The sequence below is a fragment of the Methylibium sp. genome (genome assembly GCF_035762065.1).
GTDB lineage: Bacteria > Pseudomonadota > Gammaproteobacteria > Burkholderiales > Burkholderiaceae_C > Methylibium.
Genome location: NZ_DASTPW010000050.1, coordinates 139,128 through 152,870 on the forward strand (window position 1 = coordinate 139,128; position 13,743 = coordinate 152,870).

Genomic DNA, 13,743 nt, shown 5'->3' on the forward strand with positions numbered 1-13,743 from the left:
GCAGCGCTCGCTTCTCCTGGGAGGAGCGGGCATTCTGGAGGCGGGCCTACAAGGCCCGACTCGGGGAATCCCATAGCCGCGGGCCCGCCCGGCCGCTCAGAACGACGCGCGCGCCTGCAGGCCGATCGTGCGCGGCTCGTTGATGAAGCCGGTGAGGTTGTTGAAGTCGATGCCGCCCGTCACCCGGACCTGGTTGGTGATGTTGCGCGCGAACAGCGCCGCCTCGTACTTGCCGTTGCCCCATACGTGGCCGAGGCGCAGGCCGCCTTCGGTCAGCGGCTTGCCGGTGAACTCGATCGATTCGTAGAGGGAGAAGTTGACCTTGCTGCGGTAGGCCCAGTCGGTGTAGACGTACCACTCGCCGGTGTCGGTCGGCACGCTGTAGCGCAGCGTGAAGTTCGCGGTGACCTTCGGCGCCTGCGGCAGCGGGTTGCCGTCGATCAGCGCGCGGCCGGCACCGTCGCGCGGGTCGGTCACGGTGCAGGCGGCACAGACGGCCACCGCGAGCGACGGGTCGTCGAGCTTCGTCTTGTTGTAGCTCGCGCCGAGCGTGGCGAGCAGGTTGTCGGTGAGGTAGGCCTGCAGGTCGAGCTCGAAGCCCTGGCCGACGCTCTTCTTCGCGTTGAGCAGCACGTTCGAATTGGTGCTGCCGCCCACCGCGGTGAGCTGCTGGTCCTTCACCTCGTAGCGGAACACGCCGAAGGCGACGCGTGCGCGGCGGTCGAAGAGCTCCGCCTTCACGCCGGCCTCGATCGAGGTGTTCGTCTCGGGCCCGGCGACCGACTGGTTGTTGAACGCGCCCGCGCCTTGCACGCTGGCGGCGCGAAAGCCGTTGGCGATGCGGCCGTAGAGGTTGACGGTGGGCGTCAGCGCGTAGCTCGCGCCGACATCCCAGCTGAGCTTGTCGTTGCTCGGGCTTGCCGAAAGCGGCCCGGCGGCCGCCAACGCGGCCAGCGTCGGCAGCGTGCCGAAGACGGCGCTGTTGTAGTCCTCGACGTTGAACTCGCGCTCGTCGTGCGTGAAGCGCAGGCCCGCGCGCAGCGTGAGCGACGAGGTGGCGGCGAGCTTGGCCGCGCCGAACACCGCGTAGGCGTCGTTCGTCTGCCGCACGCGCTGGTAGCCGTTCTGCGCGCCGCCGGCGAGCGAGTCGTAGCTGAAGCTCTCGATGCGGTAGTCCTCGTGGAAGAGGAACACGCCGGCCTGCCAGCTCAGCGGCCCGGCGTCGTTCGACTCGAGGCGGAACTCCTGCGTGAGCTGCTCGTGCTCGGGGATGCCGTCGGCCGTTTCGGAGGAAAACGGAATCAGCCCCGGCCCCGACGGCGGCGCGAACGCCGCGCCGAAGCCGCCGTCGATGTCGCCGCGGTTGAAGGTGTCCAGCGTCTCGTAGCCGGTGATCGAGTACAGCGCGAGATCGCCGAGCGCCAGCCGCAGCCGCGCGCTCGCGCCCTTCGTCTTCAGCGTCGACGCGTTCTGGCCGTCGATCGAGATCCGGTCTTCGTCGAAGTCGGGCACCAATTCGTTGCTGCCGGGCTGGATGATGTTGGCGCGGAAGAGTCGCGCCGAGCCCTTCAGGTCGCGCGCATGCGCGTTGAGCAGCGCGCTGAAGCCGGCGCCCGGCGCGTACAGCACTTGCGCGCGCAACGCCGTGTCGCGGTAGCCCTCGAGGTCCTGGGTCGGGCCGGCGTCGTAGGTGTTCTCGACCCAGTCGCTGCGGCGCTGGTCGAGGATGGACACGCGCGCGGCCCAGTCGCCGCCGAGCGGCACGTTGATCGCGCCCTCGGCGTTGCGCGTCGCGTGGGTGCCATACGAGAAGCTGCCGTAGCCCTCGAGCTTCTTCGCGTTCGGCTTGACCGAATCGAACTTCACCACGCCGCCCGGCGCGTTGCGGCCGAACAGCGTGCCCTGCGGGCCGCGCAGCACTTCGATCTGCTCGAGGTCGAACACCGGGAAGCCCTTGAGGATCGGGTTCTCCTGCACCACGTCGTCGTAGACCAGCGAGACCGGCTGCGAGGCATTGAGCCGGAAGTCGACGTTGCCGTAGCCGCGAATGTAGAAGCGCGGGAACGCGCGCCCGAACGACGATTCGATGTTGAGGCTCGGCACGCGGGCCGCCAGCGCGCGCACGTCCTGGCCGCCGGAGTTGATGACGTCGAGCTTCTCGCCCTTGAGCGTCGAGATCGAGCTCGGCACGTCCTGGATCGATTCGGCCCGGCGGTCCGCGGTGACGGTCACCGTCTCCAGCTTGCCGGCGTCGGGCGCCGCGGGTTGCTGCGCACGAGCCGTCGGCAGCGCCAGCGCCGCGAGGGCGGCCAGCGCGAGTCGATGACCGGTCGGGAGCACGGGACGGCGCATGAGCATTCCTTCGACGGTGTGACGATGGGCAGCGCGGTTCGCAAAGCCCATGCCACCCGCGTTCGGAGGCGGCGCGACGCGGCCGCTCAGGGCGGCGGCACGCCCTCGCGCCACAGCGGCCAGCGCGCGACGATGTCGCGCACCAGGGCACCGCCCACGCGCGCGAGGTTCTCGGTCGCGGGCGCGAAGCCGCCCGAGCCGCCGTTCGTCGAGGCGAGCAGCGAGGCCTGTGCGCTCTGCCCCGGATGAGGGCGGTCGAAGTTCGAGGCGGTGCGCAGCACCGCGAGGCGCTTCAGGTCGACGCGGCCTGCCGCGGCCGCGCGGGCCAGCGCGTTGGCGGTCGCGTTGTCTTCCTGCTGCGTGGTGCAGTAGGTCGCCTCGCCGTCGCTCAGCAGCTTCGTCCAGGCGCGCGCATGCGTGCCCAGACGGTGGCCGTGCCACCAGGTGTCGCCGGCCAGCGTGTCGCACTGGATCACCTGCGGCGGCCGGTTCGCCGGCGCCTTGCGGTACCTGGCGCGGTAGGCGCGGGCCTCGGGGGTGTCGGCCAGCGGCACGTCCCGGGTCAGGCGCAGCGCGGCCTGCAGCAGCGCTTCGTCGAGCCGGAAGGCTTCGGTCTGGTAATCGAACTTCGGCTTCTCGCCGGGCCGACGGGTCATCACGCCGAGGTAGCCGGTGGGCCAGTGGCCGGGCATCTCGCGCGCGTCGATCTCGTGGGCGATGCCGAAGTCGATCAGCCAGCGCGCCCACGCGGCCGAGCCGGTCGTGCCTTGCGCCGGATCGATGCCGGCGATGCCCGCGACGAGGAACCAGGTCCGGCGCAAGTCGAGCTTCGGATCGAGCGCGACCGCGAGCGTCGATGCCGCGGCGTTGGCGTGGCCCATGCCGACGACGACGAGGCAGACGCCGTCGGCATTGCAGCGCAGCGCCGGATGCTCGAGCAGCAGGCCCGGCACGGCGACCCGCTCGGTGAGCCCGAACGGCTCGATCCACGGCGTGGCCTCGGGCTCGAACATGCTGATGACGAGCACCTTGATCTCGCGCGCCGGGGCGGGCGCCGGCGCCTGCGCCTGCGCGCCGGAGGCGAAGGCGATCGACGCGGCCAAGGCGGCCAGCCGGCGGCGCGCGCTCATCGCTTCGCCGCGCGCGGCGCCGGCCGCGACGCCCGCCATGCCTCGAGGAAGGCCAGCGTCACCGCGGCCTCGTTGAACTCGGCGAGGCCGCTTGCGAACAGCGCGCCGACGTCCGCGTCGAAGCCCTCGGCGCCGGCCAGGTCGGACAGCGAGCGGAACGCGATGTAGGGCACGCCGTTCGCATGGGCGACGTGCGCGAGCGCCGCGGTCTCCATCTCGAAGGTCTGCGCCTGCAGCACCTCGTGCAGGTAGCTGCGGTAGGCCGCGTTCGCGAGGAACACCGGCGCCGACACGCCGCGCCCGCCGACCAGCAGGCGCGGCTGCCGCTTCACGCACATCGTCTCGTCGAGGCTGCCGTCGGGCCGTTTCGCCCGCGGGCCGCAGCGTTCGAGCTTCGGCTGCAGCGAGCGCGCGACTTCGAGCATGCGCGCATCGACCGGGAAGTCGAAGCGGAAGCCGCCGGCCGGCGCGTTCGCGGTGCTGAGCACGTAGGTCTCGCGCATGAACAGGCCGGTGTCGACCGGGCCCCCGGGCGTCGGCAGCACGAAGGGCGGCAGGGGCTGGCCGTCGGGGCCGGTCGCGAGCTTCAGGCCGAGGCAGCTCATGTCCTGCGGCTTGCCGCAGGGCGCGGGCAGCTTCGAGTCGGCGTTCCAGAACACCTCCATCGGCATCGCCCAGCGATCGGGCACCGTCACGTCGCCGACGTGGTTCTCGGGGTTCACGCCGCCGGCGATGCCGCTCATCACCAGCCGTTCGACGCGGAAGTGATCGAGCATCTGCTGCGTGACCATGGTCGCGTTCACGATGCTCACGCCGCTAAGCACGATCACCACCGGGTTGCCGCGCAGCACGCCGGTGGTGAAGCGCTTGCCGTGGATCGTGTGGCTGCGGCGCTGTCGCGTTTCGGCGACGAGGATGTCGGCCTCGGCGCCGAAGGCCGAGACGATGCCGATGCGGGGCGTGCAGTCGCCCGAGATGGCGGTGCAGCGCGCACCGGCCGCGTGCGCGGACAGGGCGAGGGCGAACCCGGACAGGGTCGCGGCAAAGCGGGGAAACAAGCGCACGGGGCCTCCTTCGACGACGGCAGCGAGGCGTGCAACGCCCGTGCCAGAGGCGCGTCTGCAAGAAGCGCGCGCCCGAACCGGCCGAGCCCCGCGCGGGCGGGGCTCGCCCGGAGGTGGGCGGGCGGCCTACTCCACCGCCTTCACCATCTCCTCGACCACCTTCTTCGCATCGCCGAAGACCATCATCGTCTTGTCCATGTAGAACAGCTCGTTGTCGAGGCCGGCGTAGCCCGCGGCCATCGAGCGCTTGTTGACGATGACGGTCTTGGCCTTGTAGGCCTCGAGGATCGGCATGCCGTAGATCGCGCTGCCCTTCTGCAGCGCGGCCGGGTTCACCACGTCGTTGGCACCCAGGATGATGGCGACGTCGGCCTGGCCGAACTCGCCGTTGATGTCTTCCATCTCGAAGACCTGGTCGTAGGGCACCTCGGCTTCGGCGAGCAGCACGTTCATGTGGCCGGGCATGCGGCCCGCGACCGGATGGATCGCGTACTTCACCGTCACGCCTTTCTCTGTCAGCTTGGCCGCAAGCTCCTTCACCGCATGCTGTGCGCGCGCGACGGCGAGGCCGTAGCCCGGGACGATCACCACGGTCTCGGCGTTGCCCATGATGAAGGCGGCGTCGTCGGCGCTGCCGCTCTTCACGTTGCGCTGCTGCTGCGCGCCGCCCGCGGCCGCGGCGGCCTCGCCGCCGAAGCCGCCGAGGATCACGTTGAAGAACGAGCGGTTCATCGCCTTGCACATGATGTAGCTCAGGATCGCGCCCGAGCTGCCCACCAGCGAGCCGGCGATGATCAGCATGCTGTTGTTCAGCGAGAAGCCGATGCCGGCCGCCGCCCAGCCCGAGTAGCTGTTGAGCATCGAGACGACCACCGGCATGTCGGCGCCGCCGATGGGGATGATCAGCGTCACGCCGATCACGAAGGCCAGAACGAGCAGCAGCGCGAGATCGATCTTCGCTTCGCTGACGGTGTAGCCGACGATGAAGAACAGCATCGCGAGTCCGAGCGCCGCGTTGAGCAGGTGCTGGCCCTTGAACACCACCGGCGCGCCCTGAAACAGCCGGAACTTGTAGGTGCCGGAGAGCTTGCCGAAGGCGATCACCGAGCCGCTGAAGGTGATGGCGCCGATCGCCGCGCCCAGCGCGAGTTCGAGCCGGTTGCCGGCGGGGATCGCGCCGCCGGGCGGCGTGATCCCGAAGGCCCAGGGCTCGACGGCCGCGGCGATCGCGATGAACACCGCCGCCAGGCCGATCATCGAGTGGAAGAACGCGACCAGCTCCGGCATCTTGGTCATTTCGACCGTCTTCGCGCGCCAGGCGCCGTAGGCACCGCCGGCGACCAGGCCCAGCAGCACCCAGCCGAGGCCCGTCGCCGATCCCGCCAGCTCGACGATCAGCGCCGCGGTGGTCAGCACCGCGATCGCCATGCCGGCCATGCCGAAGACGTTGCCGCGGATGGAAGTCGTCGGATGGCTCAGGCCCTTCAGGGCCTGGATGAAGCAGACGCTCGCGACGAGGTAGAGCAGGGTGACGAGGTTCATGCTCATCACTTCTTCTCCTCGACGGCCTTCGCGGGCCGGTCCTTCTTCCTGAACATCTCCAGCATCCGCCGCGTCACGAGGAAGCCGCCGAAGATGTTGACCGCGGCGAGCGCGACCGCGAGCACGCCCATCGTCTTGCCCAGTCCGGTGACCGTGAGCCCGGCGGCGAGCATCGCGCCGACGATCACGATCGCGCTGATCGCGTTCGTCACCGCCATCAGCGGCGTGTGCAGCGCCGGCGTCACCGTCCAGACGACGTGGTAGCCGACGTAGATCGCCAGCACGAAGATGATCAGGTTCATCAGGGTCGGGGAGACGGCGTCCATCAGCGGTCCTCGCGGGTGTCGTTCTTGATCGGTGCCGCGATCGAGGTGATCGCGCGGTCCTCGCGGGTCATGCTCGCAGCAGCTGGCCGTCGCGGCACATCAGGCAGGCCTTGACGATGTCGTCTTCGAGATCGATCTTCAGCGCGGCGGCGTCCTTCTCCAGCACGAGCTTGAGGAAGTCGAGCACGTTGCGCGCATAGAGGCTCGAGGCATCGGCCGCGACGAGCGCGGCGAGGTTGGTCTCGCCGACCAGCGTGACGCCGTGCTTCACCACCGTCTTGCCGGCCTCGGTGAGCGGGCAGTTGCCGCCGGCGGGGGCCGCCATGTCGACGATCACGCTGCCGGGCTTCATCGCCTTGACCATCTCCTCGGTCACCAGCACCGGCGCGGGACGCCCCGGAATCAGCGCGGTGGTGATGACGATGTCGGCCTGCGCGACGCGCTTGGCGACCTCGACCTTCTGCCGTTCGAGCCAGCTCGCAGGCATCGGCTTCGCGTAGCCGCCGACACCCTCGGCCGCTTCCTTTTCCTCGGCGGTCTCGTAGGGCACGTCGATGAACTTCGCGCCGAGCGATTCGACCTGCTCCTTGACCGAGGGCCGCACGTCGCTCGCCTCGATCACCGCGCCGAGGCGCTTCGCGGTCGCGATCGCCTGCAGGCCGGCGACGCCGACGCCGAGGATCACCACCCGCGCCGCCTTCACCGTGCCGGCCGCCGTCATGAGCATCGGGAAGATGCGCGGGTAGCGGTCCGCCGCGACCATCACCGCCTTGTAGCCGGCGAGGTTGGCCTGCGACGACAGCACGTCCATGCTCTGCGCGCGGGTGGTGCGCGGCGCGGCTTCGAGCGCGAAGGCGGTGAGCTTGGCGTCGGTCAGCGCTCGCAGGCCATCGCGGTCGAATGGGTTGAGCATGCCGACGAGCGCGGCGCCCGGCTTCATCTGCGCGCGCTCCGCGGCCGACGGCGAACGGACCTTCAACACCAGATCCGCGCCGAACGCGGCAGCCGCATCGCCGATCTGAGCGCCGGCGGCCTCGTAGGCCGCGTCGGTGGCGCTGGCGGCGAGGCCGGCCCCGCGTTGCACCACGATGGCGTGCCCCTGCGCGACGAGCTTCTTCGCGGTTTCGGGGGTGACCGCGACCCGGGTCTCGCCCGCGGCGGTTTCCGCCGGTACGCCGATGCGCATGCGCTCTCCTCGCTCGTTCTTGCTGTCGTTCGGGGCCGCGAGCTTATCGTGGCGCCGCGCGCGGCCGGCGAGGCACCCGGGATAATCCTGGGCATGACTTCGAAGCGCCGCTGGGCCCCGAGCGTGACCGTCGCCGCGGTGATCGAGCGCGACGGGCGCTTCCTGCTCGTCGAGGAGCACACGCCCGAGGGGCTGGTGCTGAACAACCCGGCCGGCCACCTCGATCCCGGCGAATCGCTGCTCGAGGCGGTGGTGCGCGAGGTGCTCGAGGAAACCGCCTGCCGCTTCGTGCCGAGCGCGCTGGTGGGCGTCTACATGTCGCGCTTCATCCGCAGCGCACGGCCGGGCCGCGAGCACGAGGACGTGACCTACCTGCGTTTCACGTATTGCGGCGCGGTCGGCGAGCCCGAGCCGGGCCGCGCGCTCGACGACGGCATCGTGCGCACCGTGTGGCTGGGCGCCGACGAGATGCGCGCCGAGGCGCGCCGGCTGCGCAGCCCGATGGTGCTGCGCGGCCTCGACGACTTCCTCGCGGGCCGGCGCCTGCCGCTCGATGCGGTCGTCACCGATCCGGGGCTCTACGACCCGGTCGAGCGGTCGTGAGCGCCGCCGCGTCGGACAAGCGGCGCATCGTCGTCGGCCTGAGCGGCGGCGTCGATTCCGCCGTCAGCGCCTGGCTCCTGAAGCAGCAGGGCCACGAGGTCGTCGGCCTGTTCATGAAGAACTGGGAGGACGATGACGACGACGAGCACTGCACGTCGCGCCAGGACTTCGTCGACGCGGCCAGCGTCGCCGACGTGATCGGCATCGAGATCGAGCACGTCAATTTCGCCGCCGACTACAAGGACCGCGTGTTCGCCGAGTTCCTGCGCGAGTACGCCGCGGGCCGCACGCCGAATCCCGACGTGCTGTGCAACGCCGAGATCAAGTTCAAGGCCTTCCTCGATCACGCGATGCGGCTCGGCGCCGAAGGCATCGCGACGGGGCATTACGCGAGGGTGCGCGAACGCGGGGGGCGCTTCGAACTTCTCAAGGGGCTGGACGCGAGCAAGGACCAGAGCTACTTCCTGCACCGCCTGAATCAGGCCCAGCTTTCGAAGACGCGCTTCCCGGTCGGCGAACTGCCGAAGGCCGAGGTGCGCCGCATCGCGGCCGAGATCGCGCTGCCGGTCGCGACCAAGCGCGACTCGACCGGCATCTGCTTCATCGGCGAACGGCCGTTCCGCGAGTTCCTGAACCGCTACCTGGCGCACACGCCGGGGCCGATCGTCGACGATCGCGGGCGCTCGCTCGGCGAGCACGTCGGCCTGAGCTTCTACACGCTGGGGCAGCGCAAGGGCATCGGCATCGGCGGCGTGAAGGAGCGCGAGGTGGGCGGGGAGCATGCGCCGTGGTTCGTCGCGCGCAAGGACCTCGAGCGCAACACGCTCGTCGTCGTGCAAGGGCACGGGCATCCGTGGCTGCGCTCGACGCGGCTCGTCGCCGAGGACCTGAGCTGGATCGCCGGCTCGCCGCCGGCCGACGGGCCCTACGCGGCGAAGGCACGCTACCGGCAGGCCGATGCGAACTGCGAGCTGCGCGGCGGCGCCGGCCGGATCGAGCTGCGCTTTCCCGACGAGCCGCAGTGGGCGGTGACGCCGGGGCAGTCGGCGGTGCTCTACGACGGCGAGGTCTGCCTGGGCGGGGGTGTGATCGCCGAAGCCCGCGGCATGGACGACGCGGCTCAGCGCGGCGCGGCGAGGTCCAGCGTCCAGTAGGTCCCGTAGCTGCTGGCGGTGTTGCGCGCGCAGGCCAGGCCCATCTGCTGGAAGCCGGGGTTCATCAGGTTCGCGCAGTGGCCTTCGCTGGCCATCCAGCCATCGACCACCTGCTGCACGGTGCCGTAGCCGGCGGCGATGTTCTCGCCGACCGAGCGCCACGTGTAGCCGGCGGCGGTGACGCGCGTGCCGAGCGTGCGGCCGTCGGCGCTGGTGTGGCTGAAGTAGTTGCGCGTCGCCATGTCGAGGCTGTGGCCGTAGCTGGCGTTCGCGAGCGCGGTGCTCCAGGTGAGCGCGCCGGTCGCCGCGAAGTTGCCGCGCGAGCCGCAGCTGGCGCCGGCGGCACGGCGGGCGTTGATCAGCCGCAGCGCGTCCGCCTGGAAGTTCGCCAGGCCGCAGCTGATGTCGGCGGCAGATACGGATGACGGGCTCGGCGCCGGCGCGGGGGACGGCGACGGCCCCGGTGCAGGCGACGGGCCCGGCGCCGGAGCAGGGCCGGGCGACGTGACGGGCGTCGGCGCGGGCGTCATCACCGGCGCTGGCGCGGCTGATGGCGCGGTTGACGGCGCCGGTGACGCGAGGGGCGCGGCCACGGCCTCGCTGCTGCCGCCGCTGCCGCCGCTGCCGCCGCCGCAGCCGGCGATCAACGCCGTCGCCATGCCGGCCAATGCCGCGAGCCGGGCGCCGCGGCCATCGTTTCGGGAAGTCATCGGCCGAGCTTGCCGGCGCGCCGCGGCCTCAGGATTGACAAAGTGCAAGCACATGCACGTCGCGGGGCAGGCGCCATGCCTCGCGCGCCGGTCAATGCGCCGGCGCCGGCTCCCAGGCCGACAGCGCGGCGGCTGCGAGGATCAGCGCGCCGCCCGCCAGCATCGCCGGCGTCAGCAGCTGGTCACCTAGCAGCACCGCCGAGACGGTCGCGAAGACGATCTCCGTGAGCATCACCACCGCGGTGACGTTCGCGCGCAGCCGCGCGGCGCCGTACTGCAACGCGAGGTTCGCGGCGAGGAAGGCGAACGCCAGGCCGACCGCCGGGAGCAACCACGCGGCCGTGGGCGCCGGCGGGCGCGGCACGCCGCCGGCCGCACCGATCAGCAGCGCGAGGCCACCGGCGACCAGCACGCCGCCGACGAACATCGCGAAGGCGCGCGCCTCGGCGGGGCGTGCGGCCTCGCGCTTGAGCATCACGTTGTTGAGCGCGAAGGCGAAGCCGCCGACGATGCCCAGCACTTCGGGCAGGCCCATCGACGCGAACGGGTTAGCCTCGGCCCACGGCCGGCCTTCGGGTTTCAGCACGATCACCGCGCCGGCCAGCGCCAGCAACATGCGCAGCAGCGCGAGGCGCGTGAGCCGCTCGTGCAGCAGCAGGCGCGCGAGCAGCACCGCCCACAGCGGCATCAGATAGAAAAGCAGCACCACGCGCACCACGTCGCCGATGCTCACCGCCCAGTTGAAGGCCGCGTTGGTGGTGCCGGCGCCAAGCGCCAGCACCCACAGCACCGGCATGCGCAGCAGCTGCCCGGGGGCGTGCGGCCAGCGCGCGACGATCACCGCGACCGTCAGCGCATACACCAGCGCCGTCGCCCACAGCGGATGCACGCCGAGCGCATGCAGATGCCGCAGCGGCCACCACGAGACGCCCCAGACGAAGGCATTGAGCAGCAGGCCGGCGACCGCGACCGACTCAAGCGACAAATGGCGGCCCAAGAAAGGCGCTTCTTTGGTGGCAAGGCGATCGGCGTGGCCCGGTGCCAGCCGAGCGGCCGCTGCGGATCCGGCTTCGCCGGTCCAGCAGCGGCGCCCCTTGAGGGGAGCGGCGAAGCCTCAACGGGGTGGTCGTCATCCGTGAGGATCGCTCCGCGCGATCGCGAGCAGGTGCTCGACTTCTTCCTTGTGCTGCACGCAGTTGCGCCGGTGCCAGCGCCCGATCAGCCACATCGCCCCGGCCACCGCGAGCCCGAAGATCGTGATGGCGCCGAAGGCCGACAGGCCCCATTTCGTCATGCCGGTGTAGAACGCGCCGAGGCCGAGGATGCAGGCCTGCTCGTTGAAGTTCTGCACCGCGATCGAGCGGCCGGCGCCCATCAGGTTGTGGCCGCGGTGCTGCAGCAGCGCGTTCATGGGCACGACGAGGAAGCCGCCGAGCGCGCCGAGCAGCATCATGAAGGGCGCCGCGACCCAGACGTCGCGGATGAACACCAACCCGATCATCAGCACGCCCATGCCGATGCCCAGCGGCACGACGCGCAAGGCCTGGTCGAGCCGCATCGACGAGGCCAGCACCGCGCCGACCGCGGTGCCGATCGCGACCACGCCGACCAGCGCCGAGGCCTGCGTCGTGCCGTAGCCGAGCGCCGCCGCGGCCCAGGCCAGCACGATGTAGCGCAGGTTGCCGCTGACGCCCCAGAACAGCGTGGTGGTGGCCAGCGAGATCTGGCCGAGCTTGTCGTTCCACAGCCGCGCGTTGCAGGCGGAGAAGTCGCGCACCAGCTCGACGGCGCTGGTCGAGAGCTTCTGCAGCGGCGCGTCGGTGCGCGGGATGTAGAGGTTGAACGCGGCAGCCACGACGTACAGCAGCGCGATCGCCGAGATCGCCGCTTCGGGCGCGCTGTCGATGCCGGTCGTCATGAACGGCAGGTCGATGCCGAGCAGCACCTGCGAGATGGCGCGGCCCACGAGCTGGCCGCCGAGCAGCACGCCGAGGATGATCGAGCCGATCGTGAGGCCCTCGATCCAGCCGTTGGCCTTGACGAGCTGCGAAGCCGGCAGCAGCTCGGTGAGGATGCCGTACTTGGCGGGGGAGTAGGCCGCGGCGCCGAGCCCGACCAGCGCATACGCGAGCAGCGGGTGCGTGCCGAACAGCATCAGCAGGCATCCGGCCACCTTGATCGTGTTCGAGACGAACATGACCTTGCCCTTGGGCACCGCGTCCGCGAAGGCGCCGACCAGCGGCGCGAGCACCACGTAAAACAGCGCGAACATCGGCACCAGCGCGGCGCGCTGCCATTCGGGCGAGCCCGAGGAGCGGAGCAGTTCGACGGCGGCGACGAAGAGCGCGTTGTCGGCCAGCGAGCTGAAGAACTGCGCCGACATGATGGTGTAGAAGCCTTTTTTCATCCGCCCGCCGACGCCGCGCCCGGATAGGCGCCGGCTGTGATCATGTCGGCGCGGAGGTTACAGCACGCCCTTTGCACGGTTGCCGGCCCGCAATCCCGGCCCGCGGGGCAGGGGCAAACTCGCGGCATGCCACGTCCGATCGAAGCGCTGATCCACGTCGATGCCCTTGCGCACAACCTCGCGCGCGCCCGCCGCGCAGCCGGTGACGCGCGCGTGTGGGCGGTGGTCAAGGCCAACGCCTACGGGCACGGCATCGAGCGCGCGTTCCCCGGCCTGCGGGGCGCCGACGGCTTCGCGCTGCTCGACCTGGCCGAGGCCGAACGGCTGCGCGCGCTCGACTGGCGCGGCCCGATCCTGCTGCTCGAAGGCGCGTTCGAGCCGCGCGACCTGGAGCTGTGCTCGCGGCTCGACCTCTGGCACGTGGTGCATTGCGATGCGCAGATCGACTGGCTCGCGCGCCACAAGACCCAGGCGCCGCAGCGCGTCTTCCTCAAGCTCAACAGCGGCATGAACCGCCTCGGATTCACGCCCGCGGCCTTCCGCGGCGCCTGGGCGCGGCTCGATGCGCTGCCGCAGGTCGGCGAGGTCTCGCTGATGACGCACTTCGCGAATGCCGACACGGCTGCCGACCCGGCGGCCGACGGCGAAGCCGGCATCGCGCGCCAGCTGGCGCTCTTCGAGCAGGCCACCGAAGGCCTGCCCGGCGAGCGCAGCCTCGCGAACAGCGCCGCCACGCTGCGCCACGCGGTCGCGGCCGACTGGGTGCGCGCCGGGATCATGGTCTACGGCTCGGCGCCCGACGCGCCCGTGCACGACCTTGCGCACTGGGACCTGCGCTGCGCGATGACGCTGCGCTCGAAGCTGATCGCGACGCAGAGCCTGTGTCGCGGCGACAGCGTCGGCTACGGCAGCCGCTTCACCGCCGAGCGGCCGATGCGCATCGGCGTCGTCGCCTGCGGCTACGCCGACGGCTACCCGCGCCATGCGCCGACCGGCGCGCCGGTGCTGGTCGAGGGCGTGCGCACGCGGCTGGTCGGGCGGGTGTCGATGGACATGGTCACCGTCGATCTGGAGCCGGTGCTCGCCGCCGGCATCGAAGCCGGGCTCGGCAGCGAAGTCACACTGTGGGGCGAAGGCCCGGGCGGTGCACGACTGCCGATCGACGACGTGGCGCTGTCCGCCGGCACCATCGGCTATGAATTGATGTGCGCGCTGGCGCCGCGGGTGCCGGTGCGGGTGGTCGAGCACAACCCTCTCTGACGCGAAAGG

At 71.1% G+C, this 13,743-nt stretch carries 12 protein-coding genes; 3 read left to right on the forward strand and 9 right to left on the reverse strand.

Annotation, left to right across the window (positions count from 1 at the left end; genetic code table 11):
• Positions 1-96 precede the first annotated feature (96 nt).
• The 6 genes from VFR90_RS15285 to VFR90_RS15310 all read right to left on the reverse strand — a co-directional run bounded on the left by VFR90_RS15285 (position 97) and on the right by VFR90_RS15310 (position 7,600).
• Positions 97-2,352: a TonB-dependent receptor gene (locus VFR90_RS15285; protein ID WP_326407010.1), complete on the reverse strand. Its 2,256-nt coding sequence runs from the start codon at positions 2,350-2,352 to the stop codon at positions 97-99.
• A gap of 86 nt (positions 2,353-2,438) precedes the next feature.
• On the reverse strand, positions 2,439-3,482 hold the full coding sequence (locus VFR90_RS15290) for a purine-nucleoside phosphorylase (RefSeq protein WP_326407011.1): 1,044 nt from the start codon (positions 3,480-3,482) through the stop codon (positions 2,439-2,441).
• A complete protein-coding gene (locus VFR90_RS15295; RefSeq protein WP_326407012.1) occupies positions 3,479-4,546 on the reverse strand; it encodes a 5'-methylthioadenosine/S-adenosylhomocysteine nucleosidase in 1,068 nt (355 codons plus the stop codon). Before VFR90_RS15295 ends, VFR90_RS15290 begins: the two co-directional genes overlap by 4 nt.
• Before the next feature lie 126 nt (positions 4,547-4,672).
• A complete protein-coding gene (locus tag VFR90_RS15300; protein ID WP_326407013.1) occupies positions 4,673-6,094 on the reverse strand; it encodes an NAD(P)(+) transhydrogenase (Re/Si-specific) subunit beta in 1,422 nt (473 codons plus the stop codon).
• Positions 6,094-6,414, reverse strand: coding sequence for an NAD(P) transhydrogenase subunit alpha part 2 (locus VFR90_RS15305; RefSeq protein WP_326407014.1), 321 nt, complete (start codon positions 6,412-6,414; stop codon positions 6,094-6,096). The genes VFR90_RS15300 and VFR90_RS15305 overlap by 1 nt, the downstream gene beginning before the upstream one ends.
• 67 nt (positions 6,415-6,481) lie before the next feature.
• Positions 6,482-7,600 (reverse strand): Re/Si-specific NAD(P)(+) transhydrogenase subunit alpha, encoded by a 1,119-nt coding sequence (locus VFR90_RS15310; protein WP_326407015.1) that lies wholly within the window; start codon positions 7,598-7,600, stop codon positions 6,482-6,484.
• A 93-nt stretch (positions 7,601-7,693) separates the two neighbouring features.
• Here VFR90_RS15310 and VFR90_RS15315 point away from each other — a divergent pair, with 93 nt between their 5' ends.
• Positions 7,694-8,203: an NUDIX hydrolase gene (locus tag VFR90_RS15315; RefSeq protein ID WP_326407016.1), complete on the forward strand. Its 510-nt coding sequence runs from the start codon at positions 7,694-7,696 to the stop codon at positions 8,201-8,203.
• Complete coding sequence (gene mnmA / locus VFR90_RS15320) at positions 8,200-9,357, forward strand: tRNA 2-thiouridine(34) synthase MnmA (protein WP_326407017.1); 1,158 nt, start codon at positions 8,200-8,202, stop codon at positions 9,355-9,357. The genes VFR90_RS15315 and mnmA overlap by 4 nt, the downstream gene beginning before the upstream one ends.
• On the opposite strand, the gene VFR90_RS15325 is transcribed toward mnmA, so the two are convergent.
• The 3 genes from VFR90_RS15325 to lplT form a co-directional block, all read right to left on the reverse strand.
• Complete coding sequence (locus VFR90_RS15325) at positions 9,324-10,067, reverse strand: CAP domain-containing protein (RefSeq protein ID WP_326407018.1); 744 nt, start codon at positions 10,065-10,067, stop codon at positions 9,324-9,326. The two genes, mnmA and VFR90_RS15325, sit on opposite strands and share 34 nt — an antisense overlap.
• Before the next feature lie 91 nt (positions 10,068-10,158).
• Entirely contained in the window at positions 10,159-11,064 is a 906-nt protein-coding gene (locus VFR90_RS15330; protein ID WP_326407019.1) for an EamA family transporter, read from the reverse strand.
• 132 nt (positions 11,065-11,196) lie between these two features.
• Complete coding sequence (lplT, locus tag VFR90_RS15335) at positions 11,197-12,474, reverse strand: lysophospholipid transporter LplT (protein WP_326407020.1); 1,278 nt, start codon at positions 12,472-12,474, stop codon at positions 11,197-11,199.
• Positions 12,475-12,600: 126 nt separating this feature from the next.
• Between lplT and alr the strand changes: the two genes are divergently transcribed.
• Positions 12,601-13,734: an alanine racemase gene (gene alr, locus VFR90_RS15340; protein WP_326407021.1), complete on the forward strand. Its 1,134-nt coding sequence runs from the start codon at positions 12,601-12,603 to the stop codon at positions 13,732-13,734.
• Positions 13,735-13,743 lie beyond the last annotated feature (9 nt).

Bases quoted from the DNA above. Each gene is read 5' to 3' on its own strand.
- VFR90_RS15325 (WP_326407018.1), bottom strand. From the start codon at position 10,067: ATGACTTCCCGAAACGATGGCCGCGGCGCCCGGCTCGCGGCATTGGCC.
- alr (WP_326407021.1), top strand. From the start codon at position 12,601: ATGCCACGTCCGATCGAAGCGCTGATCCACGTCGATGCCCTTGCGCAC.
- VFR90_RS15310 (WP_326407015.1), bottom strand. From the start codon at position 7,600: ATGCGCATCGGCGTACCGGCGGAAACCGCCGCGGGCGAGACCCGGGTC.
- VFR90_RS15305 (WP_326407014.1), bottom strand. From the start codon at position 6,414: ATGGACGCCGTCTCCCCGACCCTGATGAACCTGATCATCTTCGTGCTG.
- VFR90_RS15290 (WP_326407011.1), bottom strand. From the start codon at position 3,482: ATGAGCGCGCGCCGCCGGCTGGCCGCCTTGGCCGCGTCGATCGCCTTC.
- VFR90_RS15285 (WP_326407010.1), bottom strand. From the start codon at position 2,352: ATGCGCCGTCCCGTGCTCCCGACCGGTCATCGACTCGCGCTGGCCGCC.
- VFR90_RS15315 (WP_326407016.1), top strand. From the start codon at position 7,694: ATGACTTCGAAGCGCCGCTGGGCCCCGAGCGTGACCGTCGCCGCGGTG.
- VFR90_RS15300 (WP_326407013.1), bottom strand. From the start codon at position 6,094: ATGAGCATGAACCTCGTCACCCTGCTCTACCTCGTCGCGAGCGTCTGC.
- lplT (WP_326407020.1), bottom strand. From the start codon at position 12,474: ATGAAAAAAGGCTTCTACACCATCATGTCGGCGCAGTTCTTCAGCTCG.